This window comes from Meiothermus sp. QL-1 (genome assembly GCF_003351145.1).
Classification (GTDB): Bacteria; Deinococcota; Deinococci; order Deinococcales; family Thermaceae; genus Meiothermus.
The window spans coordinates 61,654-83,866 of the sequence record NZ_QQSV01000002.1 but is presented as its reverse complement, the minus strand read 5'-3'; the positions used below and the strand labels follow the sequence as shown (position 1 = coordinate 83,866).

Annotated in this window: 23 protein-coding genes, 1 tRNA gene and 1 pseudogene; 19 read left to right on the top strand and 6 right to left on the bottom strand. The window is 63.2% G+C overall.

Annotated elements, in window-relative coordinates; all coding sequences use genetic code 11:
* Positions 1–49: 49 nt before the first annotated feature.
* Positions 50–1,624, bottom strand: coding sequence for a malate synthase A (gene aceB, locus DV704_RS03140; RefSeq protein WP_114798116.1), 1,575 nt, complete (start codon positions 1,622–1,624; stop codon positions 50–52).
* Positions 1,625–1,739: 115 nt separating this feature from the next.
* Here aceB and DV704_RS03135 point away from each other — a divergent pair, with 115 nt between their 5' ends.
* Positions 1,740–2,546, top strand: a complete 807-nt coding sequence (locus tag DV704_RS03135; protein ID WP_114798115.1) for an IclR family transcriptional regulator — start codon at positions 1,740–1,742, stop codon at positions 2,544–2,546.
* Here the strand turns inward: DV704_RS03135 and speD are convergent.
* Complete coding sequence (gene speD, locus DV704_RS03130; protein ID WP_199489924.1) at positions 2,543–2,983, bottom strand: adenosylmethionine decarboxylase; 441 nt, start codon at positions 2,981–2,983, stop codon at positions 2,543–2,545. The two genes, DV704_RS03135 and speD, sit on opposite strands and share 4 nt — an antisense overlap.
* 236 nt (positions 2,984–3,219) lie before the next feature.
* On the opposite strand from speD, the gene DV704_RS03125 reads away from it, so the two are divergent.
* From DV704_RS03125 to lgt, 12 genes are all read left to right on the top strand, one after another.
* Entirely contained in the window at positions 3,220–3,972 is a 753-nt protein-coding gene (locus DV704_RS03125; RefSeq protein ID WP_114798113.1) for a succinate dehydrogenase, read from the top strand.
* Between the two features lie 10 nt (positions 3,973–3,982).
* Positions 3,983–5,812, top strand: coding sequence for a fumarate reductase/succinate dehydrogenase flavoprotein subunit (locus DV704_RS03120; RefSeq protein ID WP_114798112.1), 1,830 nt, complete (start codon positions 3,983–3,985; stop codon positions 5,810–5,812).
* Between the two features lie 2 nt (positions 5,813–5,814).
* Entirely contained in the window at positions 5,815–6,585 is a 771-nt protein-coding gene (locus DV704_RS03115; protein WP_114798111.1) for a succinate dehydrogenase/fumarate reductase iron-sulfur subunit, read from the top strand.
* 91 nt (positions 6,586–6,676) lie between these two features.
* On the top strand, positions 6,677–7,990 hold the full coding sequence (locus DV704_RS03110) for a S41 family peptidase (protein ID WP_114798110.1): 1,314 nt from the start codon (positions 6,677–6,679) through the stop codon (positions 7,988–7,990).
* The gene (locus DV704_RS03105) at positions 7,991–8,743 is read left to right on the top strand and encodes an ABC transporter ATP-binding protein (protein ID WP_114798109.1); all 753 of its coding nucleotides are present in this window, start codon (positions 7,991–7,993) and stop codon (positions 8,741–8,743) included.
* A 10-nt stretch (positions 8,744–8,753) separates the two neighbouring features.
* A complete protein-coding gene (locus tag DV704_RS03100) occupies positions 8,754–9,257 on the top strand; it encodes a DNA cytosine methyltransferase (protein ID WP_114798108.1) in 504 nt (167 codons plus the stop codon).
* A 36-nt stretch (positions 9,258–9,293) separates the two neighbouring features.
* A tRNA-Ile gene (locus tag DV704_RS03095) sits at positions 9,294–9,370 on the top strand.
* 64 nt (positions 9,371–9,434) lie between these two features.
* Positions 9,435–10,634 (top strand): DUF1800 family protein, encoded by a 1,200-nt coding sequence (locus DV704_RS03090; protein ID WP_114798107.1) that lies wholly within the window; start codon positions 9,435–9,437, stop codon positions 10,632–10,634.
* Between the two features lie 7 nt (positions 10,635–10,641).
* Positions 10,642–11,814, top strand: coding sequence for a DUF1501 domain-containing protein (locus DV704_RS03085; RefSeq protein WP_114798106.1), 1,173 nt, complete (start codon positions 10,642–10,644; stop codon positions 11,812–11,814).
* 23 nt (positions 11,815–11,837) lie between these two features.
* A complete protein-coding gene (locus DV704_RS03080) occupies positions 11,838–12,317 on the top strand; it encodes a DUF456 domain-containing protein (protein ID WP_114798105.1) in 480 nt (159 codons plus the stop codon).
* A 19-nt stretch (positions 12,318–12,336) separates the two neighbouring features.
* Positions 12,337–12,579, top strand: coding sequence for a glutaredoxin family protein (locus DV704_RS03075; protein ID WP_114798104.1), 243 nt, complete (start codon positions 12,337–12,339; stop codon positions 12,577–12,579).
* Positions 12,572–13,441, top strand: a complete 870-nt coding sequence (gene lgt, locus DV704_RS03070; RefSeq protein ID WP_199489936.1) for a prolipoprotein diacylglyceryl transferase — start codon at positions 12,572–12,574, stop codon at positions 13,439–13,441. The genes DV704_RS03075 and lgt overlap by 8 nt, the downstream gene beginning before the upstream one ends.
* Here the strand turns inward: lgt and DV704_RS03065 are convergent.
* The 4 genes and pseudogenes from DV704_RS03065 to DV704_RS12485 form a co-directional block, all read right to left on the bottom strand.
* Entirely contained in the window at positions 13,409–14,332 is a 924-nt protein-coding gene (locus DV704_RS03065; protein WP_233498223.1) for a type I phosphomannose isomerase catalytic subunit, read from the bottom strand. The genes lgt and DV704_RS03065 overlap by 33 nt on opposite strands.
* Positions 14,333–14,376: 44 nt before the next feature.
* On the bottom strand, positions 14,377–15,291 hold the full coding sequence (locus DV704_RS03060) for a tetratricopeptide repeat protein (protein WP_114798101.1): 915 nt from the start codon (positions 15,289–15,291) through the stop codon (positions 14,377–14,379).
* Between the two features lie 10 nt (positions 15,292–15,301).
* Complete coding sequence (locus DV704_RS03055; protein ID WP_147279582.1) at positions 15,302–17,110, bottom strand: YCF48-related protein; 1,809 nt, start codon at positions 17,108–17,110, stop codon at positions 15,302–15,304.
* A gap of 355 nt (positions 17,111–17,465) precedes the next feature.
* A pseudogene (locus DV704_RS12485) lies at positions 17,466–17,848 on the bottom strand (transposase); the annotation flags it as partial.
* A gap of 1,355 nt (positions 17,849–19,203) precedes the next feature.
* Between DV704_RS12485 and DV704_RS03030 the strand changes: the two are divergent.
* The 6 genes from DV704_RS03030 to DV704_RS12140 all read left to right on the top strand — a co-directional run bounded on the left by DV704_RS03030 (position 19,204) and on the right by DV704_RS12140 (position 22,170).
* Positions 19,204–19,878 (top strand): molybdenum cofactor biosynthesis protein MoaE, encoded by a 675-nt coding sequence (locus tag DV704_RS03030; RefSeq protein WP_114798098.1) that lies wholly within the window; start codon positions 19,204–19,206, stop codon positions 19,876–19,878.
* Between the two features lie 116 nt (positions 19,879–19,994).
* Positions 19,995–20,306, top strand: coding sequence for a 30S ribosomal protein S6 (rpsF, locus tag DV704_RS03025; RefSeq protein ID WP_114798097.1), 312 nt, complete (start codon positions 19,995–19,997; stop codon positions 20,304–20,306).
* 73 nt (positions 20,307–20,379) lie between these two features.
* Positions 20,380–21,201 (top strand): single-stranded DNA-binding protein, encoded by an 822-nt coding sequence (locus DV704_RS03020; RefSeq protein WP_114798096.1) that lies wholly within the window; start codon positions 20,380–20,382, stop codon positions 21,199–21,201.
* Positions 21,198–21,479 (top strand): 30S ribosomal protein S18, encoded by a 282-nt coding sequence (gene rpsR, locus DV704_RS03015; RefSeq protein ID WP_114798095.1) that lies wholly within the window; start codon positions 21,198–21,200, stop codon positions 21,477–21,479. The genes DV704_RS03020 and rpsR overlap by 4 nt, the downstream gene beginning before the upstream one ends.
* A 10-nt stretch (positions 21,480–21,489) precedes the next feature.
* The gene (gene rplI, locus DV704_RS03010) at positions 21,490–21,933 is read left to right on the top strand and encodes a 50S ribosomal protein L9 (RefSeq protein ID WP_114798094.1); all 444 of its coding nucleotides are present in this window, start codon (positions 21,490–21,492) and stop codon (positions 21,931–21,933) included.
* Positions 21,934–22,029: 96 nt separating this feature from the next.
* A complete protein-coding gene (locus DV704_RS12140; RefSeq protein ID WP_158539591.1) occupies positions 22,030–22,170 on the top strand; it encodes a hypothetical protein in 141 nt (46 codons plus the stop codon).
* The last annotated feature ends 43 nt before the right edge of the window (positions 22,171–22,213 follow it).

Here is a 22,213-nt window from a genome sequence, read left to right as displayed (position 1 = left end):
GCCCGGCCCTAAAATGCGGTTACCCGGCCTTAACGGCAGACGTTGCGCCCTAGGGCTGCAGCCGCTCGTAGGCTGGAAGGGTGAGGAACTCCTTGAACTCGGGCTGCAAAACCAGCTCGTCCAGCAAGGCAGCGGCCTCGTGCAGGTTTTTGAGCCCTTCCAATTTGGCCATCTCCTCCTGCTTCAAGGCCTGGTAAAGCTCAGGGGTGAAGGTACGCCCGTCCTCGAGCCGGGCCCCCTTGCGCAGCCACTGCCAAAGCTGCGAGCGCGAAATCTCAGCCGTAGCGGCGTCCTCCATCAGGTTGAAGATGGCCACCGCCCCCACCCCCCCGAGCCAGGCCGCGATGTACTGCAGGCTCACGCTGATGTTGTTGCGCGCCCCGGCCTCGGTAATCCGCCCTCCGGGCACTTCAAAGTTGAGCAGGTCCTCTGCCCTCACCTTGCCATCCACATCCTCGCGCAGACGGTCTTTCTGGTGGGGCTTCTCTCCCAACACCCGGTCAAAGACGGCCATGGCCACCGGCACCAGATCAGGATGGGCCACCCAGGTGCCATCGAAACCGTCGTTCGCCTCCCGCTCCTTGTCTTTGGTCACCTGCTCGATGGCCCGGGCGTTGACCTCGGGGTCCTTGCGGCTCGGTATGAAGGCCGACATCCCCCCGATGGCGTGGGCCCCCCGCTTGTGGCAGGTGCGCACCAGGAGCTCGGTGTAGGCCCGCATGAAGGGCACGGTCATGGTCACCTGGGCCCGGTCGGGGAAGAGAACCTCGTGGGTGGCGAACTTCTTGATACAGCTAAAGATGTAGTCCCAGCGCCCAGCGTTGAGACCGGCCGCATGCTCGCGCAATTCGTAGAGAATCTCCTCCATCTCAAAGGCGGCCAGAATGGTCTCTATGAGCACCGTGGCCCGGATGGTGCCCTGGGGAATGCCCAGGTAGCTTTGGGCAAACTTGAAGACCTCGTTCCAGAGCCGGGCCTCCAGGTGGTTCTCCAGCTTGGGCAGGTAGAAGTAGGGCCCGCTCCCCCGCTTCAAAAGCTCGTGGGCGTTGTGGAAGAAGTAGAGTCCAAAATCGAAGAGGCTGGCCGAGATGGGCTCCCCGTCCACCCAAAGGTGGCGCTCCAGGAGGTGCCAGCCCCTAGGGCGCACCACCAAAGTGGCCGTCTTTTCGTTTAGCCGGTACTCCTTCTCCGGGGTCACCAGGTTGATGGTACGGCGCACCGCGTCCATCAGGTTTTGCTGGCCTTGCACCACGTTCTCCCAGGTGGGCGAAAGGGCGTCCTCGCAGTCGGCCATAAAGACCCTGGCCCCCGAGTTGAGCGCGTTGATCATCATCTTGCGATCGGTAGGGCCGGTAATCTCCACCCGCCGGTCGGTGAGGTCAGGGGGGGCCGGGGCCACCTGCCAGTCGCCCTCCCGGATGAAGCGGGTATGCTCTAGGAAGCCCGGTTTCTCGCCTGCGGCTATCCGCCTGGCCACCTCGGCCCGCCGCTGCAGCAGACCCTTGCGCACCGCACCAAACTCGCGCTGCAACCCGGCTAGAAAGGCCAGCGCCTCGGGCGTGAGCACCGCTTCAGAAGCGGGCAGCTCGGGGCCTCGGATCTCCACACCACGGGGTAGTCTCATAGAATCCTCCTCGCCTGTTCGCCGTTCAAGCCTAGCCTCCTCTGCCAGGTTTGTCAACAAATGACACGTTTTTGCATCTATTGAAAAACATCGGGTTCTGGCGTAGCTTAGGGGCATGAAAACCCCGCGGCGCCCAGGGCGCAGCCGCAAGACCGAGGTGGGCGAGGTGCGCACCCTCGAGCGCGGCCTGCACCTTCTTGAGGTCCTTTCCGAATTCGAAACCCTTTCTCTCTCAGAGCTGGCCCGCAGGACCGAGCTCTCCCCCAGCACAGCCTATCGGCTTTTGGAAACCCTGCGGCGACGGGGCTTCGTGGACTGGGACGAGTCTAGAGGCCTTTGGAAGGTGGGGCTCAGGGCCTACCAGGTGGGCTCGGCCTTCCTAACCCGGGGTGGACTCATCGAGGCAGCCATGCCAGAGATGGAAAGGCTGGTAGACGAGCTCAACGAAACCGTGAACCTGGCGGTGCTGGACGGCCACGAGGTGGTCTACATCGCCCAGGTGGAGGGCCGGCAGCTCATCCGCATGTTCACCCGCATCGGGGCCCGGGCCCCCATCTACTGCACCGGGGTGGGCAAGGCGCTCTTGCTGGAGCACACCGAGGCCGAGGTAAGGCGAATCGTGGGGGCGGGGCCCTTCAAGCCCTACACCGCCAAGACCATCACCCGCCTGGAACAACTGCTCGAGGCCCTCAAGGAGGCCAGACGCAAGCGCTACGTGGTGGACGACGAGGAGCGCGAGGACGGGGTGCGCTGTGTGGCAGCCCCCATCCACGACAACCGGGGCAAGGTGGTGGCCTCCATGTCCCTCTCGGCCCCAGCCACCCGGGTACCCGACGAGCGGCTTCCCGAGCTGGGCCGGCGCATCCGCCAGGCAGCCGACGCGGTCTCTGCCCGGCTGGGCTGGTCGCCGGTAGAGACCTAGCCGATCCGGGCCTCCAGGTACTCCCGCTCCCCCGCCACAATCCGGCGGGCAAGCTCCAGGTCCTTGGGGTACTCCTTGCCCCGATTGATCAGGTAGGTCTCGTAGCGGCCAATCTCGAAGCGCTCCACCACGTAGCGCAGGGCCTTGCCCAGGTCAAACTCCTTGCAGGAGAAGATGTCCACGCTGATGAAGCGCTGGAGGGGGAAGGTGTGGATGGCGATGTGGCTTTCGGCGATGATCACCACCCCGGTAATCCCCTCCGCCTGCCCAGGCAAGGCCGGGTAGCGCTGCACCACAGGGGGCAGCACCTTGGTCATGGCCATCTCCTCAGGAAGCTCGTCGAGCGTTTTACGCACCAGCTCGAGGTCCGCCAGTTTTTCCGCATTCGCGTGGTAGCCGTCAATCATCAGGTGCGGGCCAAAACCGAACAGTTCCAACCTCGTAACCTCCCAAAAGCCAGCGGCATTCCCCGCTGCTCTTGTCAGACGGCCACCGAGGGGCCTCTTGACAGGCCCCCATTATGGGGTAGGGGGGGGGTGGTGTCAACAACGAAAACACCCCGGTCCCCGGAGAGCCATGGCCCGGGTGTTATTAATTACACCGCCCCATCAAAGATGGTATTGTAGGCCCTTCAGGTTTCCAAATCGCCCCTACAACATATATAGTGAGCTGGATGAGCATGAAGCCTGTAACCAGTTCAGAAAGCAGACAGACCGACCGGCAGGACGCCTGGTGGATCGAGCCCCTGTTCACGGTGCTGAGCCTGGGCTTGTTCGGGGTGTATGCGCTCTGGGTGGCCCTCAACCGACAACACTTCGAGTACGGGCCCTACCTCTCTCCCTTCTACTCCATTCCCTTGCCGGGGGTGCACGCCAAGGACCTCGACTGGCTGCCCATCTCCCCGGCCGTGCTGGTGCTCTGGATTCCCTTGGGCTTCCGGGCGACCTGCTACTACTACCGCAAGGCCTACTACCGGGCCTTCTTCTGGGACCCGCCGGCCTGCGCGGTGCCCGAACTGCGCAAGGCCTACAAGGGCGAGCGGGCCTTTCCCTTTGTGCTCAACAACCTGCACCGCTACTTCTGGTACCTCTCGATTCCGGTGGTGGCCTTCCTTTGGTACGACGCCATCAAGGCCTTCTTCTTCGAGGACGGTTTCGGGGTGGGGTTGGGTAGCCTAATCATGCTGGGCAACGTTATCCTGCTCTCCTACTACACCTTCTCCTGCCACGCCTGGCGGCACATCGCTGGGGGCTGCCTCAACTGCTTCTCCAAGCACAAGGCCCGCTACACCCTCTGGCAGCGCATCACCCGGATCAACGAAAGCCACGGCTTCTGGGCTGTTACGAGCATGCTCTCGGTGTGGTTCACCGACGTCTACATCCGGCTTTGCTCGATGGGAACCATCACCGACATCCGCCTGTTCTAGGGGGCAAAGAATGGAATCCTACACTGTTCACGACTACGATGTGCTGGTAATCGGCGCGGGCGGGGCTGGACTCAGGGCAGCCATCGCGGCCATCGAGAAGGGAGCCCGGGTGGGGGTGGTCACCAAGAGCCTCCTGGGCAAGGCCCACACCGTGATGGCCGAAGGGGGCATGGCCGCCGCGCTGGGCAACGTGCGCCCGGAAGACAACTGGAAGGTGCACTTCCGCGACACCCTCAAGGGCGGCGGCATGCTCAACAACTGGAAGATGGTGCTCAACTACACCAAGGAGGCCCCCGAACGGGTGCGGGAGCTGGAGCGGTGGGGCGCAGTCTTCGACCGCACCCCAGACGGCCGGATTAACCAGCGCAACTTCGGCGGCCACTCCTACCCCCGCCTGGCCCACGTGGGCGACCGCACCGGCCTGGAGTTAATCCGCACCCTGCAGGACCACGCGGTGAAGCTCGGCATCCACGCCCACATGGAGACCACCATCTATCGCCTCTTGACCGATGCAGGCCGGGTGGTGGGCGCCTTAGGGTTCAGCCGCCAGACCGGGGAGTTCTTGGTCTTCCGGGCCCGGGCGGTGGTGCTGGCCACGGGGGGGCTGGGCCGAATCTACCAGATCACCTCCAACTCCTGGGAGTGCACCGGGGATGGGTTTTCCCTGGCCAGCATGGTGGGGGCGGACCTCATCGACATGGAATTCATCCAGTTCCACCCCACCGGCATGGTCTGGCCCCCCAGCGTGATGGGCATCCTGGTCACTGAAGGGGTGCGGGGGGAAGGCGGGGTGCTCAAGAACAGCCTGGGCCGCCGCTTCATGTTCGACAACATCCCCGAGCGCTACAAGGGCGAGTTTGCCGAGACCGAGGAGGAAGCCGAGCGCTGGCTGCAGGGCGACCGCAGCGCCCGGCGTCCGCCTGAGCTTCTGACCCGCGACGTGGTGGCCCGAGCCATCCGCAAGGAGGTCAACGAGGGCCGAGGCAGCCCCCACGGGGGGGTCTACCTGGACATCGCCAGCCGCCGTCCGGCCGACTACATCAAGAAAAAGCTCCCCAGCATGTACCACCAGTTCATGAAGCTGGGGAACCTGGACATCACCAAGGAGCCCATGGAAGTGGGCCCCACCTGCCACTACGTGATGGGCGGGGTGCGGGTGGACCCCGACACCCAGGCCACCAACGTGCCGGGCCTCTACGCCGCAGGCGAGGTGGCGGGGGGGCTGCACGGGGCCAACCGGCTCGGGGGCAACTCCCTCTCTGACCTGGTGGTCTTCGGCCGGCGGGCCGGGATGGCCGCCGCTGAGTACGCTGCCCAGCAAACCGGCCCCTTCCAGGTGGACGAGGCCCAGATACGGGCCTACATCGCCGAGGCCCTGCAACCCTTCAACAACCCCCAGGGAGAAAACCCCTTTGCCCTGATGAAGGAGCTGCGCGCCAGCATGCAAAAGAACGCCGGGATTATGCGGGAAGAAAGCGAGCTGAAAGCCCAGCTCGATATCCTGGCCGACCTCAAGCGGCGGGCCTGGAACACCTCGGTCTCGGGCAGCCGGGCCTACAACCCAGGCTGGCACACCGCCCTCGACATCCGGCTTATGGTGGAGGTCTCCGAGGCGGTGGTGCTGGCGGCTTTGGCCCGCAAGGAGAGCCGCGGAGGCCACGCCCGGCTCGACTACCCCGACCCTGACCCCAACTTTGCCCGCATTAACCACGTGATCAGGCGCAACCCTGATGGCAGCCTGAGCGTGGTGGCCGAGCCCCTCCCCGAGATGCCGGAGGATCTGCGCCGGATTGCTGAGGCTAAGGACCTAAGCGAGCTGAGTGAAAAAGTAGGAGCCTGAAGATGCCGAACGTCACCTTTCGAGTCTTCCGGGGGGACCGCCAGGGCGGCGAGCTGAAGGACTACAGCGTGGAAGTACAAGAGGGCATGGTGGTGCTGGACGTGATCCACAAGATCCAGGCCGAGCAGGCCCCCGACCTGGCCTGCCGCTGGAACTGCAAGGCGGGCAAGTGCGGTTCCTGCGGGGCCGAGGTCAACGGCAAGCCCACCCTGATGTGCATGACCCGGCTGGATACCCTGGACACCAGCAAGCCCGTGACCGTGCGGCCCCTCAAGACCTTCCCGGTGATCCGCGATCTGGTCACCGACGTGAAGTGGAACTACGAGGTCAACAAGAAGATCAAGCCCTTCACCCCTGCCCCCAACACCGACTGGATCATGTACCAGGAGGATGTGGACCGGGTGCAGGAGTTCAGGAAGTGCATCGAGTGCTTCCTGTGCCAAAACGTCTGCCACGTGCTGCGGGAGCACAACGAAAAAACCGGTTTCATCGGCCCGCGCTTCCTGGTGCGCACCGCCAGCCTGGAGATGCACCCTTTAGATGTAGAGAACCGCCTGGATATGCTCAAGAACGAGGGGGGCATCGGCTACTGCAACATCACCAAGTGCTGCACCGAGGTATGCCCCGAACACATCCGCATCACCGACAACGCCATCATCCCCCTCAAGGAGCGGGTGGTGGATGAGTACTACGACCCAGTGCTGAGCTTTTTCCGCCGTCTTTTCAGCAGCAAGAAGCGCCCCGAGGCCGCCCAGTCGGCCGCCGACGACTGAGCCCACCCTCATTGGGGCCCCCCGAGTCGGGGGGCCTTTTTATGTGGGGCAACACTTCCCTCTCATGGCAAACTGCTAGACTATTCCAAGGATGAAGCGCAGAGCCTGGATTCTTGTGGTGGGCGGTGTTCTGGCCGCCTTAGTCTATGCCCAGCTTTCGGGAAGCGGGGAGAGCTTTGCCCGCAACCCCAACGCCCAAGCCCTGATGCAGACCTACCAGCTCCTGCAAAGCCAGTACCTGAACCGCCTCGAGGCCGACCAGCTCAACAAGGTGCTCGAGGGCGGCATCCGGGGCATGCTCAGCGCTCTGGACGACCCCTTCACCACCTACACCCCGCCCCGGCGGGCCAGCCTGCGCAACCAGGACATCCAGGGCGAGTTCTTCGGCATCGGCGCCACCCTGGCCCCCAACGAGAACGGGGGCGGGGCCCGGGTGCAGGGGGTCATCCGCGGCCTGCCGGCCTTCAACGCGGGCATCCGTGCGGGCGACATCATCGTGGAGGTCAACGGGCAGGACGTAACCAAGCTCGAGCTGGACGAGATTGTGGCCCAGATCCGGGGCCCCCAGAACACCAAGGTCACGGTGGGCATTCGCCGGGAAGGCACCAACGCCATCCTGCGCTTCGAGATGATCCGCCAGCGGGTGGAAATCATCTCCGTCTCCCGCACCATCCTGCCCGGCAATGTGGGCTATATTGCTCTGGAAACCTTCGGCAACGTGCGGGTGATTGACCAGCTCAACGCCGCCCTCAACGAGATGAAACAGCGGGGGGTGCAAAAGCTCATCTTCGACCTGCGCGACAACGGGGGCGGCCTCCTGGACCAGGGCTGCCAGGTGGCCCGGGCTTTCATCCGCGAGGGGCCCATCGTTTACGTTCGCACCCGCAGCGAGACCCGGCTTTACTGCGAGGCCACCGGCCAGGTGAGCTGGACCGGGCCCATGGTGGTGCTCATCAACGGCAACTCAGCCTCGGCCTCGGAGATTGTGGCCGGCGCCATGCAGGATACCGGGCGGGCCAAGGTGATCGGCGAGACCTCCTTTGGCAAGGGGGTGGGTCAGAACGTGATCGACCTGGCCAACGGCGGCGGCCTGACCCTGGTCACCTTTGAGTGGCTGACCCCCAAGCGGCGGGCCATCAACAAAGAGGGGGTCAAGCCCGACATCGAGGTCAAGGACACCCGCTTCGAGGTCCCGGTGGCCTTCGAGGGGGCCGGGGCCAAGCCGGGGGAGACCGTGACCCTCACCATCGGCAACCAAACCTTCACCACCAAGGCCGACGCCCAGGGGAAGTTCAGCTTCAGCCAGCCCCGCCCCGCGGTGACCCTGCCCGCCGAGCGGGGGCAGGCTGAGGTGGACCTGAACAAGGACGCCATCCTGCGCCGGGCTCTGGAGGAGCTGCGCTAGGTGATCCGGCTCGAGGGGCTGGGCAAGAGCTACGGCCGCTTTGTGGCTCTGGAGGGCCTCTCCCTGGAGGTGCCTCCGGGGGAGACCCTGGCCCTTCTGGGCCCCAACGGGGCAGGCAAGAGCACCACCATCAAGGCCCTGGTGGGCCTTCTCAGGCCCAGCCGGGGGCGGGCGCTGATCAACGGGGTCGACGTATGGCGGGAGCCGGTGCGGGCCAAGGCCCAGTTCGGCTACGTGCCCGACCGCCCCTACCTCTACGGCAAGCTAAGCGGGGTGGAGCTCCTGCGCTTCGCCGCCGGGGTCTACCGCTTGCCCAGGGCGCAGGCCGAGCAGCGCATCGAAGCGCTCCTGGCCCAGCTCCGCCTCGAGCGCTTTGCCAGCTCCCTTATCGAGACCTACTCGCATGGCATGCGGCAAAAACTCTCACTAGCTCTGGCCCTGCTGCACGCCCCCCCGGCCCTGATCCTGGACGAGCCCATGGTGGGGCTGGACCCCCACGCCACCCGGCTGGTGCGCGAGCTTTTGCGCGAATACCCCAGGGAGGGGCGGGCGGTGCTCTTCGCCACCCACCAGCTCCACCTGGCCGAACAGGTGGCCGACCGGGTGGCCCTGGTCCACCAGGGGCGCCTGCTGGCCCTGGGCCCCCCCAAGGAGCTCTTGCGCCATCACCAAAGCAAAGACCTGGAAGAGTTCTTTCTGCGCCTGACCGAGGACGCCGAGAGCTCCCAGCCCATCCAAAAGGCCGGAGTATAATCCCATAGGAATGCGGGGGCGCAACATATTCCTGCTGCTGCTCGTCGCCGGGATGGGGCTTTTTGCCTGGCGCAACTGGGCCGTCTTCAGCGAGGAGAAATCCCTCTCCCTGTTCTTCACCCAGATAACAGCGCCCTTCGGCCTCCTGATGCTCAGCATCATGGCGGTGCTGGTGCTGATTTACTTCCTCTACACCGTGGGCCTGGAGGCAGCCGCCCTGCTGGAAATCAAGAAGTATGCCCGTGAACTCCTAGCAGCCCGTAAGCTGGCCGACGAGGCCGAGGCCAGCCGCTTTTCGGAGCTCAAGAAGTGGCTCGAGGGGGAGCTTTCCACCCTGAAGGCGCAAAGCCCAGCGGGGCTCGAGGCCCGCCTGCAGGAGGTGCTGGCCCGCATAGACCGGGTCGAGCAGGAACTCCGGGAGGACATCGAACGGGCCGGCAATACCCTGGCCGCCTACATCGGCGAGCTGGAGGACCAGCTCACCGGCCAGGACCGACACCCGCCTCCACGTTGAGCAAACAGCGAAAACCCGTTAAACTAAGCGACGCCTGGGCCGTTAGCTCAGTCGGTTAGAGCAAGCGACTCATAATCGCCAGGTCGCGGGTTCGAGTCCTGCACGGCCCACCAGACCAAATCTGCCTGGGGGCCCAGGCAGACTGCTCTTAAGGGAATCCAGGTAAATTGGGAGCCAATGGCCACAAGCTTCAGCTATGCCGATGCAGTGCACCTGCTTAGGCGGGCCGCGGCCCGGGGGCGCAGGGCGGAAGCAGAGCAGCTGGTGGAGATGGGCCTCGAGGCGGCTGTAGAACACCTCCTGCAGGACCCGGCCCCCGCCCCCCTCTACCAGACCGCTGCCAGCCGCAACCAGCGGGCCCAGCAGCACCGCGAGATCACCCAGCTCTGGCTCCAGCACTGGCTCACTACCCCTACCCCAGCCGCCGAGCGGCTGGTGCTTTTTTGGCATGGGCACCTGACCTCGGAGTTCCGCGAGACCATGGGGGCCCAGGGCATCGACTTCTGGAACCAGTTCGCCACCTTCCGCCGCTTGGGCTACGGGCCCTACGGTGAGCTTCTCGCCGCTATCGCCCAAGACCCGGTGATGCTCCTCTACCTCAACAACGCCGAAAGCCGCAAGGAGCACCCCAACCAAAACTGGGCCCGCGAGCTGCTGGAGCTTTACACCCTGGGGCCTGGTCACTACAGCGAGGAGGACATCCTGGAAGCAGCCCGGGCCTTCACCGGCTGGACGGTGCGGCTCCGGGGCGGCCTGCGACCGCGTGAGGCCAGCGCCAACGTGCCCTTCGAGTTCGTCTTCCGCCCAGCATGGCACGATAGCGGCCCAAAAAATTTTTTGGGAAAGAGGGTGCATAGGGGCGAGGAGGTGCTGGAAATCCTGGCCGCCCACCCCCAGACCTACCGCTTTTTGGGTCGCAAGCTGCTTCGCTTCTACCTCTCGCCCGACCCCCCCGAGGGCCTGGTGGAGGAGGGGGCTAAGGTGCTGAAGACCGAGGGGACCCGGGGGTTCTTACACTGGCTTTTTACCCACGAGGCCTTTTACCGCCCCACCCACCGCAACAGCCTGATCAAAAGCCCCATAGAGTACCTAGTGGGGCTTTGGTATGCAGCCGGAATCAGCCAGGTCGACCTAGAAACTCCGGGGGGCCGGCAGGCGTACCAGGCCCTGGCGGCCATGGGGCAGATTCCCTTCGATCCCCCTAGCGTGGCCGGCTGGGAGGGGGGACTGGGCTGGCTGGCCGAGTCGCCCTTCCTGGCCCGGCTCAACCTGCTGGCGGCCTTCGTGGGGCGGGAAAGCCGCCTCGATCTCTCGGTTTTCATGGACGGGGGCCACACCCCCCTTGCCCTGGTCAAGCCCGAGGCCCAGCTCCTGTGAGGTCCTCATGAACCGACGCGCCTTCATCCAGAAAACCCTGCTCACCCTGGCCCTGGGTCAGGGAGCCCCCTCCCTGCTCTCCAAAACCGCTCTGGCTGCCCAATCGCCCGACAAAATCCTGGTAGTGGTCAACCTGTTCGGTGGCAACGACCAGCTCAACACCCTTGTACCCTACCGAAACGAGCTCTACTACCGCCTGCGCCCCCAGATCGCCATACCGCGGCGGGAGGTCCTAGACCTGGGAATGGGGGGCAAGAAGCTGGGCTTGCACCCCGCCCTCCGCCCTTTGCTCCCCCTGTGGGAGGCAGGCACGCTGGCCCTTATCCCCCAAGTAGGCTATCCAAACCCCAATCGCAGCCACTTCATCTCCACCGCCATCTGGCACACCGCCGACCCCAGCCGCAAGAGCGAGACCGGTTGGCTGGGTCGCTGGGGGGACCTACAGGAAGACCCCTTCTGCGAGACCTTCTTGGGCGGGGCTACTCCTCTGGCTCAAGTGGGGCAGAAACGCACGGCCCCTGCAGTAAGCAGCATCGATGCCTTCAGCATCCGTCTGCCCAAAGCCCTGGAAGCCGCCTTCGAGGAGGAGTCCCGCCGAATACGCCAGGGCACTGCCGAGGAGGTGCGCCAGGCCATGCGCGCGCTGCGCCTTGCCCTGGAACGGGTCGGGCAGCTCAGAAGCGTCAAAAACCAGGCCCAGTACCCCGAGAACGCTTTTGGAAAAGGCCTGGCCGATATCGCCCGTATGATCGCTGGGGGACTAGGCAGCAGCGTCTACTACACCACCTTGGGTGGTTGGGACACCCATGCCGCCCAGCCGCCCCGCCACGCCGAGCTTCTGGGCCATCTGGCCCAGGGGTTGGCCGCCTTTCAAGCCGACTTGAAGGCCATAGGCCGCTATAAGGACGTATTGATTATGGTCTTCAGCGAGTTCGGGCGCCAGGTGGCCGAGAACGCCTCCTTGGGCACCGACCACGGCGAGGGAGGGCTGATGCTGGTGCTGGGGGGCGGGGTTAAAGGCGGGCTCTATGGGGAGGAGCCAGACCTGGAGAACCTCGAGCTCAACGCCATCAAATACCAGACCGACTTCCGCAACGTCTACGCCACGGCCCTGCACTGGATTGCAGCGAGCCCCAAAGAGGTCCTGGGGGCCGACTTCCGCCCTCTGGCCCTCATCTGAGGGCGGGTGCTAGACTCGGGCCGGTGGAAGGGCTGCTGGACTGGCTGTTCGTGGGGGTCTGGGTGGGGGCCCTTTTGGCCACCTTCATCCCTGTGGTGCCCGCCGGGTTCATCATCCTGGGCGCAGCCCTCCTCCACCAGGCCCTCACCGGCTTCCGCGAGCTCTCGCTCCCGCTTTTGGGGGTCCTGGGGGTCCTCACGCTGCTTTCCTCGCTGGTGGACAACATCGCCGCGGTCCTGGGCGCTCGCCGCTACGGCGGCAGCCGGCAGGGGGTTTGGGGCGCCTTCCTAGGAGGGCTGGCCGGTCTCTTCGTCCTTCCTCCTTGGGGCCTTTTCGTGCTGCCCTGGGCAGGGGCTTTAGCAGGAGAGTTGGTGGCCGGGCGTCCCCTCGAGGCTGCTCTGCGGGGGGCCTGGGGAGCCGTGCTGGGGCTTCTGGGGGGGCTTCTGGGCAAGTTTCTGATTCACCTGCTCATGGGCCTACTTGTGATTCAGGCCATCTTCTGAGGCTATACTTGGATTCCAGATGGAGCTTCTCCTCATAGGCCGCCAGGGGTGCCATCTGTGCCAGGAGGCCGAAGAGCTGCTCAAGGCCCTGGGTCTAGCCTACCGCCTTTTGGACGTGGACACCGATTCGGAGCTGCAAAAGCTCTACACCTTCCGGGTACCGGTGCTTTTGCGGGGAGAAGAGGTGCTGCTGGAGGGCAAGTTCACCCTCGAGCGGCTCAAAAAAAGACTGGAGGAAGGGTGTGGATCCGGTTCTGATTGAAATCGGCTCGCTGCAAATCCGCTGGTACGGGCTTTTCCTGGTGCTGGCCATCTTCGCCGCCTTTGAGATCGCCAAGCGGCTGCTGCAGGGCTGGGGCCTGGACCCCAACCGCTTCGAGCAGATCGCCTTCTGGGCGGTGGTATGGGGGGTGGTGGGGGCCCGGGTGGGCTACGTGGTTACCAGCCCGAATGAGTTCAGCGCCAACCCCATAGCCGCCCTCTACATCTGGCAGGGGGGGCTCTCCTTTCATGGGGCTATCGTGGGGGGGCTTATCCCCTTCATCTACCACCACTACCGCTACAAAATCCCCGTTTGGGCCTACCTGGACGCCAGCATTCCAGGCGTTGCCCTGGGGGTAGCGGCAGGGCGGCTAGGGAACATCATGAACGGCTCGGACACCGTGGGCCGCCTCACCAACTGGCCCATCGGCTTCACCTGGCCCACCTGGGCCAGCGGCTTCCCCGGGGTCTGCCCCGGCATCCATGACATCAGCGAAATAGGCCGCTGCGCCCCGGAGGCTTTGGTGCGGGGCCCAGTGCACTTCACCCAGCTCTATGGGGTCATCATCGGCCTGGTGCTCCTCCTGCTTGCCTTCCACTGGCTGCGGCAGAAGCAGGCCTATGGGTATGTCTTCTGGCAGTTCGTGCTCTGGTACAGCGTGCTGCGCTCGGTTTTCGAAGAAACCTTCCGCCTCAACCCGCTCTGGCTCCCGGTCTACCTGAACGAGGAGGCTGGCATCGGGCTTTTCACCGCCACCCAGCTCATCTCCCTCCCGCTCGTTCTGTTGGCCCTCTTCCTCCTCCCCCGCTTCCGCAAACCCCGCGAGGCCTCACATCCGCAGGCCCGGAGGGCAGGCGGCTAGCACCTCTGGGGAGGGCATGAAGGCCGCAAGGAAGATGCCCTCACCCGCCACCTCCACCTGCTCACCGGCCCCAACCAGCAGGGTATCGCCCCAACCCAGAGGCCCCTCCGCCCAGGCCGCCCCGCCCTCCACCAGGGTGAGCAGAAGAAAGCTGGTCTCGGGGGCTTTGAAACTGCGGCGACCCTGAAGAAAGTGGCGCTCGAGCACAAAGGCCTCCGCAGCCAGCAGCACCTCCTTCTGATGGCCCGGCAGCGGTGTGGGCCGGACAAGGGGGGTGGGCTCCAGGCAGGCCACGGCCAGGGCCTTCTCCAGGTGCAGCTCGCGGGGCCGCCCGTAGTCATAGAGCCGGTAGGTAAGGTCGGAGCGCTGCTGCACCTCGTAGAGCAAAAGCCCGGGCCCTATGGCGTGGATGGTGCCCGCGGGCACCCCCACCACCTGGCCGGGCCCCACCCGTTCGCGTCTCAAAAGGTCCCAAATGGAACCGTCCTCGGCTGCACGGCGCAACGTGTCTTGTTCCAGCGGCTCCCGCAAACCATAGACCACCTCCCCCTCCCCAGCCAGCACATACCAGGCCTCGGTCTTGCCGTGGAATCCGCTTCCAGCCTCGTTGGTATGGGCGTAGGCATCGTCGGGGTGCACCTGCACTGAAAGCCACTCGGCCGCATCCAGGAACTTCACCAAAAGGGGCAGCTCGAGGCCGTACTTTTCGTAGGGAACCCGGCCTATGAACCTAGGCCCAAGCATCTTCAAAGCTTCGGCAAGGGGTATCCCTGCCAGCGGCCCCGTGCGTATGAGGTTTTCATCGTAGGCTAACCAGACCTCGCCCACCGGCTCCGCGCAATCTAGGCCCAGCCTTTGGGCCAAGGTACGCCCTCCCCAAACCCGCGGCACTGCCCGGGCTTCTAAAGCAAGCGTGGTGCTCTTTGCCTCCAAGCTCAGCGCACCGCAATCCGCTGCAGGAGCCGCTGCGCCTCGGCGAATTCAGGGTGGTGGGGTGCCAGCGACAAAAAGCGGCGCAGATCCTCCGCTGCCCGCTGTAAATCTCCGCGGTTGTAGAATTCACGCCCACGCTGCAAGTAAGCCTCCGCATAAGCTGGGTCTACTTCTATAGCGCGGCTGTAATCACGTATCGCCGCATCGTAGTTGCCCTTTCTCGCGTAAGCAATACCGCGGTTGTAGTAGGCCTCCTTGTACCGCCCATCCAGCTCTATCGCCCGGTTGTAGTCCCGTATCGCCGCATCGTAGTTGCCCTTTCTCGCGTAAGCAATACCGCGGTTGTAGTAGGCCTCCTTGTACCGCCCATCCAGCTCTATCGCCCGGTTGTAGTCCCGTATCGCCGCATCGTAGTCACCCTTTCCCGCGTAAGCAATACCGCGGTTGTAGTAGGCCTCCTTGTACCGCCCATCCAGCTCTATCGCCCGGTTGTAGTCCCGTATCGCCGCATCGTAGTTGCCTTGCCTTACATGGGCATTGCCGCTGCTGACGTAGGCAGCAGCGGGGTTAACCCTTTGCTCGTTTTGCTGGCTCCGCCCACTTTGCCTTCCCTCACTGTTGTTATTCCATATTGGCCATTGCTCGCTATTATTATTATTTCGGTAATCGTTATACCATCTTTGCCATTCTTCCCTAGAAAGATTTTCCTCTATCCGTCTTTTCTGCTCAAAATCCCATTCACGCCTCCTCTGTTCCTCAAGTCTTTGCCAATTCTGCTGTTCCCTCATCTGCTGTTCCCACAAAGGGATGTAGGGTTGGGCCAAATCTTGCCCTGGCTCTGCCTTTCTAACCTCTGCCGCGAAAACCACAGGAAGCGGGAAAATCAAAAACAAGACCAGCAAGAAGAATCTCCGCATACCTCACCCCCTAAGGCGAAGCAACTGCTACCTCCTTGTCTCCAACGAAAATGAACCTGCCTGGAGCATAAGCCATCCCCACTATCCTCCTAATGGGCATGCCCAAAACAAGCTCCCACGTCGCCCCAGGCACGAAGTTAAGTGTCGTACCATCTTCCCCCGCGACTAAAAAACGATAACCACCGTAGATAATTCGGCTCAGATCCCTGAAAACCCCCGAAAGGCGAAGCCTCGACCAGTTTTCCCCATCTGTTGAGGTAAAAATGGTCCCCCGCTGGCCCACTGCTATAAAGCGGTTTTCCCCGAAAGCCACCCCGTAGAAATTTCCCACTCCTGAGGGCAAAGAAGAAAGCTGTTTCCAAACCAACCCATCGGTAGAGCTGAGCACTACGCCCCCCACACCAACTGCAACAAAACGCCCGGCCCCGTAAGCAACGCCATGGAGGTCCTGAGTCACGCCCGAGGAGGAAGGTGTCCAGATGTCGCCATTCGGTGAGGTGAGTACAAGGCCTTTATTTCCTACCGCCACAAACAAGCCGCTCCCATAGGCGACAGCATTAAGCCTCTGAGTGGTACCCGAGGACACCTTCCTCCATGTCCTACCATCGACAGAGAGCAGAATGAGTCCATCATCGCCTACCGCTATGACTCGGTTTCCCTCGGCCTGTAAAGCACGAAGCGCGCCGCGTTCCCCCACGAAAACCCTGCGCCAGGAAAAACCATCCATCGAGGCCATGACCAGCGCGTTGCCGGAGCTGGTTTGTCTACCCACCGCTAAAACCCCATTCCCATATGTGCCCACACCGCTCAAAGAAACATCCCTCGGTATCCAAGAAACCACAGACCAAACTTCACCGTTTACAGAAGTCGCGATAAAGGTGTCCCGGCCTACCGCCCAAAAGCGCTCGCGGGCAAAAGTTATAGACTCTACTTCCGCCACCTCTTCACTGCCCTCTTGCCTCCAGTTAGAGCCATCCCTGGATGTAAAGAGCCTTCCTTCTGAGCTGAGCGCCAAAAATCTCTGATTTCCGAAGCTCACCTTTACTAGCCGCTGGGCACCACTCAAGGAAACCAAGGACCACTGCCGCCCATCCTGAGATACGAAAATCGTACCGTTATCCCCGACCGCAACAAAACGATTGTTGCCATGCGCCACAGCATTCAGGGTAGCCCGTGCAGGCGAGGCGACCTTCTCCCAAACTTCTCCCCTGGAAGAAACATATATCTCTCCGTCCTGACCCACAGCCACAAAGAGACCACCACCTCGAGCTACACCGTATAGGTCCGCATTGGTGTAACTCAACCGCCTCCACGTCCTCCCGTCGGCGGAAATTAAGGTCACCCCTTGATTGCCAACTGCAACAAACACGCCATCCGCGAAAGCAACGTCCCGCAGGCGAAGGGTAGTTTCGGAGGACGCCCCCTCCCATCTCACCCCATCGGTAGAGACCAGAATCCTTCCCCCATCGCCCACGACCACAAAACGGCCTGCCCCATAGGCTAGAGCAGACAAATCTGCTGATACACCGCTGGTAGTAGCAGTCCAGCTTTGCCCATCAATGGAGTAGAGAATGGAACCCCGGTAGCCTACTGCAACAAAGCGGTTATTCCCATAACCCATGGACGTGAGCCTAGCCGAAACCGAAAGATCTACGGTTGACCACTTCCAACGAACCGAGACGGCTTGCTGGGCAGCCGGTTCGCCGGGCGTGCCCCCTCGGGCAGACTGTTGTTGCAAAGAAAACTGCTGCTGTGGAGCGCAAGCACCCAAAAGAACCAAAAGAAAGCCTGCAAGAGAAGCCGGAACAGCTTTTCTCACGTTTTAAATATATAACAACAAGAAGTTCTAAGTCCCCGGTGATTTTCGACCTCCTGGGCCGATAGCTTACTACGCTGCTCTTTTGAGTCGCACCCAAGCTTCGGTCTGAGTTAGGAGTGAGGATTGAAATACAACAGAAATGTGAACCGCGCCCAGAACTGGCTAGAGCGGGGGAACCTTCGGCACGCAGAAGGGAGCCTGGGCCTAGGAGACCATGCCTGGGTCTGCTTTGCTGCCCATCAGGCGGCGGCTGCCCTAGAGCCTGCTAACTAGCTGTTCGTAAGAGCCCCACAGTTTTCGCCGTCATCAGAATCGAAAAAGCCAACCGGTGCTAACCTCTGTTGACTGAGCGCTCCCGGGCCCGTTCCTGTTCACTGGCCGCCGTCACTACCAGGGCCAGCAGATGCCCCAGGGTATCTACCGCCAGGTGAACTTTGCTTCCCTTGCGTCGCTTGTGCCCATCGTATCTGGCCCGCCCCCACTTTGCAGGGTGGACTGTAGGGTGCGAGCATCGTAATGGCAGCGCTGGGATGGGCGGCTTTGCCCTGGAGCATGCGCAGGTCGTGGAAGAACCCCCGGTTCATCCAGCGGTAGGCTTGCGCCTGAACGATATGGGGGGTGGGAAGTCGTGGGGCGACCGGTTCGGACCATCCAGCGCAGGGCGTTGAACACTTCACGCAGGTCGTACTTGCGCTGGGGTGCTTCCAGCGGGGCGAGGGTCAAATAGGGCAGCACCAGGGCCCATTCCTCATCACGGACGTCCGATGGGTAAGCACGGCGGTTCTTGCTCTAAACATAACCGCAGTGCCTGATTTTGGGTAAGTGTGGTTTGTAGATTCTGGCCTCCACCTGACCCAGGGTCAGGGGGCTTCCCCTCTTCGAGCGCGGGGAGACCTGGGCCTCCCTGCACGCTGGGGCTGGGGCCCGAGAGTGAGGGCAAAGCAGCCTCCAGGGAATTATTTGGATGCGTCCGTTGGGGCATCCGAACCTGCCGCCGCCGTGGGGTCCCAATCCCTAGGGGGACCGAGGAACCGCTCGCAGGATGCTCACATCCTGCCTGGGGGGGATGTCTACGTGTTCCATGGGTGCCAACAGGGGGTTCCAATAGAGATAGCGCCCCTCCTCAGCCCCCTGGAAGACCCTCAGGGCTTCCTTGGCCAGATGGGGAGGGTCGATGAGGCTGATGTCCGGCCGGAAACGCCTCCCGGCTCCACGCCTCCTCCCTAGCCTGGCGTTCCTCCTCTTCTCCGGGGAAGGGAACCTGGCTCTAGAGCCGGCTCCGCAGGGCCTTGAGGCCCACCTCCCGCCGAGCCTTGAGGACCACTTCCCCCTGGCGCACCACGGGAGGCTCAACGCCTCGTAGATGTAGCAAGCCGACTAACAGTAGGCGTTGTAAACCAACGCCTTGACCCGGCACTCCCGCATCTGCAGGCGGGGTTTGTGAAAACGCACCCCCTCGCCGAACTTGCGTTTGAGCACAGATATCACCGTCTCACTCTTCCAGCGTTGCTCGAACAGACCGTCGAACCTCACCTGAGATACCAACTCAGCTCGCGCCTTGAGCTCAGTAGCCTTCAAAGCCCCTCTGCACCGAACCGGCGGAATCAGGTCACGGGGCCCTACCCCCGTCCATTAAGCCCACCGTCTGCCAGGGGGACCCTCTTCCCCTGAGATTCGAGAGGAGGTGGTCCTGTCCATATAGGCGGCAACCGTGCCCTGAGGATCCAGATTAGGGACCAGGGTCCCCTCTTTCTCAAACTCAAACCGTATGCGGTACGACAGGTTGAGGCTGCTGCCGTCGGAGAAGGCAATTCCCCGGCCCACCGGCACCACAAGGCGCTCCTCCGCCCCTACCTGTGCGACCAGCAGGGGCGGTCCCTGTCTTTCCCAGCTGGGAAGCGGGATCTGGACTAGGTCTGGAGTTGTCCCGCAGGAGCTGCTCCAGGGCGCGTGCCTTCTCCTGAACCCCGTTTGGCGGAACGTCAGAGAGAGCGGTGCTTGCAGTCTGGAGGCATGGCGCCCTTCACATCTCGGGGCCACAAATCAAGCAAAGCACGAACATCTGGACACCCAGTTCCATTTAGAATTCCAGCATGCGCGTGGCTGTGTTACTGTTTGGGCTCTATCGGGAACAGGTAGGTGAAGCCCGCCTCGAGCTCAACCTCCCTCCAGGAGCCACCGTGGCCGATGCCAAGGCCCTTTTGGAGCAAACCTACCCCCTCCGGCTCAGCGGGGGGCTGGCCGCTATCAATGAGACCCTGGCCCAGCCCCACGATCCCCTTCAGGAGGGCGACGAGCTGGCCTTCTTACCGCCCGTCTCGGGAGGAGACGACTTGGAAAGCCTGGGCCTAACCTATGAACCCCTGGAGGTGGGGCGCTGGGTGGACTGGGCCTCAGCCCCCCCCTATGGGGCAGTGGTGAGCTTTCTGGGCACCACCCGCAGCCCCAACAAGGGCCTCCCCGTCACCCACCTGGAGTACGAGGCCTACCCCAGCATGGCCGAGCGGGTAATGCGGCAGATTGTGGCCGAGATGCGCGAGCGCTGGAGCCTGGGCCGCGTTGCCCTTTGGCATCGTTTGGGCCGGGTTGACCCCGGCGAGGCCTCTATTCTCATCGTGGTCTCGGCCCCCCACCGGCCCGAGGCCTTTGAGGCCTGCCGCTACGCCATCGAACGGGTCAAGCAGATCCTGCCGGTGTGGAAGAAAGAGTTTCTCCCCGACGGCGGCTACTGGGTCGAGGGCCAGGCCCCCGAGGGCCACAAGCTCTAGCCCGCTGGCTCAGCAGAGGGGCTTCTGCTATACTCAGGGCTTAGTGACCCAGGCGGGTCGCTCATTTTCCTTGTGCCCCCAGCTTAGCTGGGGAGTCTTGGCGAGAGGAGGTGAACATGCCGCAGTACGAAGTAAGCCTGGTCCTCAACCCCAACCTGGACGGGGCGCAGGCCGCGCAGGAGCTAGAGAGCATCAAGGCTACCCTCGAGCGCCACGGGGCCCAGATCAAAAATGTGGACGACTGGGGCAACCGCAAGCTGGCCTACCCCATCCAGAAGGACCCCGATGGCCGGGTGGTCTTCTACACTGTGGAGATGGCCGGCAACCAGAACGCTGCGCTGGAGCGCGAGCTGCGCCTGCGCGACCACGTGCGTCGCGTAGCCATCTTCCGCGACCGCCCTGAGTGGCGCAACAGCCAGAAGAAGTGAGCCCTGTGAGTTCTGAGCCTCGAGCAAAGCGGCGCGGAACTCGGCAAGCCCCAGACGGAAAGGACCAAGAACCATGGCTCGAGGCCTCAACCGCGTTACCCTGATCGGTGCCCTGACCCAAACCCCCGAGCTGCGCTACACCCCCGGGGGGCTGGCGGTGCTGGAACTGAACCTGGCCGGCAACGACCTCTTCACCGACGAGCAGGGCCAACCCCGCGAGGTGCCCTGGTACCACCGGGTCAAGCTCCTGGGCAGGATGGCCGAATTCTGGAACGAGGGCCTGAAGGCCGGCATGGCCGTCTTCGTGGACGGCCGGCTAGAGTACCGCACCTGGGAGCAGGAAGGGCAGAAGCGGAGCAGCCTGGAGATCCGGGCTGAGCGGGTGGAGGCGCTCAACCTGGAGGGCAAGCCCAACCCCACCCTCACCGACGCCCGGGGGCAGGAACGGCTCAGGGAAGGGCTCAACATGGTAATGCTGGTGGGCAACCTGACCCGCGACGCCGAGCTGCGCTACACCCCCCAGGGCATCGCTGTTGCCCGGCTGGGCCTGGCGGTCAACGAACGCTACAGCACGCGCCAGGGTGGCGAACAGGAGAAGACCCATTTCATCGAGGCCCAGGCCTGGCGGGAGCTGGCCGAGTACGCGTCCGAACTCAAAGAAGGGGAAGGGGTATTCTTCCTGGGGCGCCTGGTGAACGACTCCTGGACGGCTCAGGACGGGAGCAAGCGCTACGTTACCCGGGTAGAGCTCTCCCGCCTCGAGCGCCTTGCCCGCGGAACCGCCAGATCAGGTGGGGGCGGTTCCCAGAGTGCGAAAGCCGATGGCCGTGCGGGCAAGGTAGACATCGACGAAGGCCTGGAGGATTTTCCACCTGAGGAGGAGTTACCGTTTTGAGCAAGAAAGCTTCTAACCGTACCGCCAAAACCGAGCGGCAGGAAAAGATTGTTCGCCGCAGCCGCAAGCCCAAAGTGGCCGCTGCAGTAGGCTCGTTTGACCTCACCGACGTGAAGAACGTCGAGATTCTCAAGCGCTTCCTCTCGGAAACGGGGAAGATCCTGCCCCGCCGCCGGACCGGCCTTTCGGCCAAGGAGCAGCGCAAACTGGCCCGCACCATCAAGCGCGCCCGCGTGCTCGGCCTGCTGCCCTTCACCGAGAAGCTGGTCCGCAAGTAGGAGGTTGTGGATGAAGGTAATCCTGCTTGAACCCATGGAAAACCTGGGCGATGTGGGGGCAGTGGTGAGCGTGAAGCCCGGCTACGCCCGCAACTACCTTCTGCCCCGTGGGCTCGCGGTTTTGGCCACCGAGAGCAACCTAAAGACCCTGGAGGCCAAAATCCGGGCACAGGCCAAGAAGGCGGCCGAGCGCAAGGCCGAGGCCGAGCGGCTGCGGGAGCTTTTGGAGCCCATCACCCTGGTGCTCAGGGTGAAGGCTGGCGAACAGAAGATTTACGGCTCGGTCACCAGCCGCGAGATTGCCGCGGCCCTCGAGGCCCAGCACCAAATCCACATCGACCCCAAAAAGCTGGCCCTGGAAAAGCCCATCAAAGAGCTGGGCAGCTACACCATCCCCTACAAACCCCACCCCGAGGTACCCATCCAGCTCAAGGTCTCGGTGGTGGCCGAATAAAACCCAGAATCCCTCGCTCGGAGCACCCCGCCCCGCGGGGTGTTCGTTTTGGCGCTAAAAACAAAACTATTCTTATGCATTGACAGGCCGTTTTTTATGTTATATACATATCCCATGCCCCACAACGCCAAGCGTCCTGCCGAAAACTGGGCCCGCGACCTGCTCCTGGACACCATCACCGGAATCCTGGCCGGCCTGCTCATCCTGGCCTCGGCCCTGCTGGCCCCCAGCGCCTGAGGGTCAAATCTGAGTCTTCTATGCTCAACTAGATTAAGTGTAA

Excerpts from the sequence above, each read along its gene's own strand:
- DV704_RS03060 (WP_114798101.1), bottom strand. The coding sequence starts at position 15,291 with ATGCGGAGATTCTTCTTGCTGGTCTTGTTTTTGATTTTCCCGCTTCCT.
- rplI (WP_114798094.1), top strand. The coding sequence starts at position 21,490 with ATGAAGGTAATCCTGCTTGAACCCATGGAAAACCTGGGCGATGTGGGG.
- DV704_RS12140 (WP_158539591.1), top strand. The coding sequence starts at position 22,030 with ATGTTATATACATATCCCATGCCCCACAACGCCAAGCGTCCTGCCGAA.
- DV704_RS03110 (WP_114798110.1), top strand. The coding sequence starts at position 6,677 with ATGAAGCGCAGAGCCTGGATTCTTGTGGTGGGCGGTGTTCTGGCCGCC.
- aceB (WP_114798116.1), bottom strand. The coding sequence starts at position 1,624 with ATGAGACTACCCCGTGGTGTGGAGATCCGAGGCCCCGAGCTGCCCGCT.
- DV704_RS03100 (WP_114798108.1), top strand. The coding sequence starts at position 8,754 with ATGCGGGGGCGCAACATATTCCTGCTGCTGCTCGTCGCCGGGATGGGG.
- DV704_RS03120 (WP_114798112.1), top strand. The coding sequence starts at position 3,983 with ATGGAATCCTACACTGTTCACGACTACGATGTGCTGGTAATCGGCGCG.
- DV704_RS03085 (WP_114798106.1), top strand. The coding sequence starts at position 10,642 with ATGAACCGACGCGCCTTCATCCAGAAAACCCTGCTCACCCTGGCCCTG.
- DV704_RS03020 (WP_114798096.1), top strand. The coding sequence starts at position 20,380 with ATGGCTCGAGGCCTCAACCGCGTTACCCTGATCGGTGCCCTGACCCAA.
- DV704_RS03115 (WP_114798111.1), top strand. The coding sequence starts at position 5,815 with ATGCCGAACGTCACCTTTCGAGTCTTCCGGGGGGACCGCCAGGGCGGC.
- DV704_RS03135 (WP_114798115.1), top strand. The coding sequence starts at position 1,740 with ATGAAAACCCCGCGGCGCCCAGGGCGCAGCCGCAAGACCGAGGTGGGC.
- DV704_RS03030 (WP_114798098.1), top strand. The coding sequence starts at position 19,204 with ATGCGCGTGGCTGTGTTACTGTTTGGGCTCTATCGGGAACAGGTAGGT.
- DV704_RS03090 (WP_114798107.1), top strand. The coding sequence starts at position 9,435 with ATGGCCACAAGCTTCAGCTATGCCGATGCAGTGCACCTGCTTAGGCGG.
- rpsF (WP_114798097.1), top strand. The coding sequence starts at position 19,995 with ATGCCGCAGTACGAAGTAAGCCTGGTCCTCAACCCCAACCTGGACGGG.
- DV704_RS03075 (WP_114798104.1), top strand. The coding sequence starts at position 12,337 with ATGGAGCTTCTCCTCATAGGCCGCCAGGGGTGCCATCTGTGCCAGGAG.
- DV704_RS03125 (WP_114798113.1), top strand. The coding sequence starts at position 3,220 with ATGAGCATGAAGCCTGTAACCAGTTCAGAAAGCAGACAGACCGACCGG.